Annotated in this window: 2 protein-coding genes; both read right to left on the bottom strand. The window is 55.1% G+C overall.

Annotated features, from left to right (window positions below; genetic code table 11):
* Nucleotides 1–144: 144 nt before the first annotated feature.
* Nucleotides 145–879, bottom strand: coding sequence for an IS21-like element helper ATPase IstB (gene istB, locus G7Y44_RS10205; protein ID WP_165249657.1), 735 nt, complete (start codon nucleotides 877–879; stop codon nucleotides 145–147).
* A complete protein-coding gene (istA, locus tag G7Y44_RS10200; RefSeq protein ID WP_165249655.1) occupies nucleotides 879–2414 on the bottom strand; it encodes an IS21 family transposase in 1536 nt (511 codons plus the stop codon). Before istA ends, istB begins: the two co-directional genes overlap by 1 nt.
* Nucleotides 2415–2593: the final 179 nt, after the last annotated feature.

The following is a 2593-nucleotide window of genomic DNA, read 5'->3' as shown; positions in this document are numbered from 1 at the left end:
TGATTATTGCGTCGTTTCTACTACAAGGTTCCATGCTTCGCTGCTACAGCGTTCCACGATGGGCTGATACATGGCAATCCAATGCTTTCAAACTCGAGAGGGGCGCGCAAGCGCCCCTCTCAGCCTAATAGGCTTGCTAATGGCCTAGCCGATGCGCTTGCGCATTGATTCATCGCCCTCTATGTGTATTATGTCTGAGCGATATACGATGCGATCGATAACCGCGTCAGCGATTGCACCTTCGCCCAGCTTGGCATGCCAGCCGGCCGGCGAGAACTGCGAGCATATCAGCAAAGAACCAGTGCGAAGGCGGCCCTCCACAATCTCTAGTAACTCGCGTGCCTGCTTGCCACTGACTTTTTCCAGAAGCCAATCGTCCAATATGAGCAGATCACACTTGAGGTAGCGCTTCTTCATCTTGAACCACTCCTCATCTTTTTCCACCGTAAGCTCGTCAAGCATCTCAGGAAGTCGGACATAACGAACCGAGAAAAAGGCGTTGCACGCCGCGACGCCTAAGGCGCACGCAATCCAACTTTTGCCAGCACCAGATGCGCCTGTGACCAGCACGTTTCTATGGTTGCGTATCCACTCGCAGTTCGACAACTCGACCATCTTGGCCTTGTCGAGCTTGCGGTCGGCATCGTAGCGTATGTCGGCTACATTGGCCTCAGGGTCAGAAAAACCGGCTTGTCTTAGCAGGCGCGTACGCTTGTTAACCCGCCGTGCATCCCACTCAGCGTCGACTATCATCGCGAAGCGCTCGTCGAAGGTCATGTCGGCAACTCCTGGTGATTCCTCCTGGTCCCGGTAAGCTTGCGCCATCACCGACAAGCGCAAGCTGTAGAGTTTGTCCATGGTTGACTGACTGGCGGCCATTATTCATCATCTCCCTTACTAAGGTTTTGGTAGTAGTTGTTTCCTCTTAAGTACGCTCCATCGTCAGGATCTTCCGGAGCTGCCGCTGCCATCTTGGTGACTAGCGATTTGACCGTCTTGTAGCTGGGACACGGCGAGTAGGAGAGCGCTTTTGCGCATGCCTGCTCGAGTAGCTGCCCGCCGTGCTTTTTGGTCAGAGCTAACACCCCGCGGCAGGAACGATAGGACTGCTGCTCGATCTTGCGCGATTTGAGGATACTGTCAATTACAGCCTCGCATGCCGGACCAATCTCTTGCGCCCACCTGCGAAACCTATCCCCATTCCACTCGACAAAGTCGCGATGGGAGTCGGGCATGTGCTCTGGATTTGTGGAGTAGGAACCCTTCGGCCCGTGCAAGCGCCTGTGCATGGCGATGCGCTCACCGTCGCAGACGACCCACACCGCGGACTTCGTGGCGCAGACCTCAACCTCGCGCTTGACGTAGCTGAACGGAACAGAGTACCAGGAGCCGTCGAAGGCAATGTGGTAGTTAAAATTCACAGTAGCGCTCTTGCGAGTCACCATCTCGTAGGGCTTGCTAGGCAGCGGGACGAGCAGCGGCTTCTCTTGGCGGATGAAGATCTCGTCTCTGCTGCCTTCGCGCTTTTGGAAGGGGTGCGCGTTGATTTCTTTGACCTTGTCGAGAAGGGCGCCGTTGAGCTGTCCAAGCGACGTGAACAATCGATTGCGCAACGGCGCTATTGCTCGCTGCTCTATGACCCGTACCCCCATCTCAATAGCCCCTTTGTCACGCGGTCTTCTTGGCCGCGCTGGTACAACGGCACATCCGTAATACTCGGCCATACGGCGGTACTGCTCGTTGACGATAAGTTCCTCAACCGTGTTTTTGACGATTCCTTGCTTGAGGTTGTCGGGCACAATAATAGGCACACTACCGCCGTAGAATGAGAATGCGTGCACGTGAGCTTCAACCCAAGACTCTTCCTTCATGTTGTAGAACCCCTCAGCATAAAGCTCCCCGGAATACGGCAGGCAGGCCGCAAACGCATACACCTTAAGCAACTCTGCTGTGTCGGCGTCCATCACTTCCATAGTGTCCCCGACATAATCCACCTGCATCTCTTGGGCCGGCTTGTGCTCGATGTGCATGACGACCTTGTTCGCAGTAGCCCAGTCGCGGTGCTTGCGGCAGAATGCCGAGTACATGTACGGCTCTTTGCCCGAAGCCAGCGCGGCTTCGCAGTACTCGGTCCACAGCGCCGTCATCGTGACGCCGGGGCGCTCCATCTCCCTGTCGATACGAACGTGGTCGATCTCAGCTTTGGATGTGTCGGATCTTGACTTTTTGGGGTAGATGGCAGCGCGTATCGCCGCATCGTTCATCTCCTCCGGAAGCGGCCACTCCAAACCGCAGACCCTGGCCCGATCGACGACGGTCCTTACCGTCGCTGTGGAACACTTGCATGAAAACGCTATGTTCCTGATGCTTATCCCCATGGCCTTTTGCCTAAGGATCTCTCTGTACTTGACCATTTCCTTCTCCTATTCTCTCGATGGTCAAGGATGCTTTTGCACCCATTCGAGATTGTGCAGAAAAGGAAACGCCCCTTGCGGGGCGCGTAGCATTTCTTCTTGCAGAGGTGTATCAGCCTACTGTGGAACGCTGTAGCAGTGATGCATGGAAACATGTAGCAAAAACAGCGTAATAATCA

Source organism: Adlercreutzia sp. ZJ141 (genome assembly GCF_011038965.1).
In the GTDB taxonomy this organism is placed as follows: Bacteria; Actinomycetota; Coriobacteriia; order Coriobacteriales; family Eggerthellaceae; genus ZJ141.
Note: the sequence above shows the minus strand (reverse complement) of the source record. Positions and strands in the feature narration are given on the sequence as shown.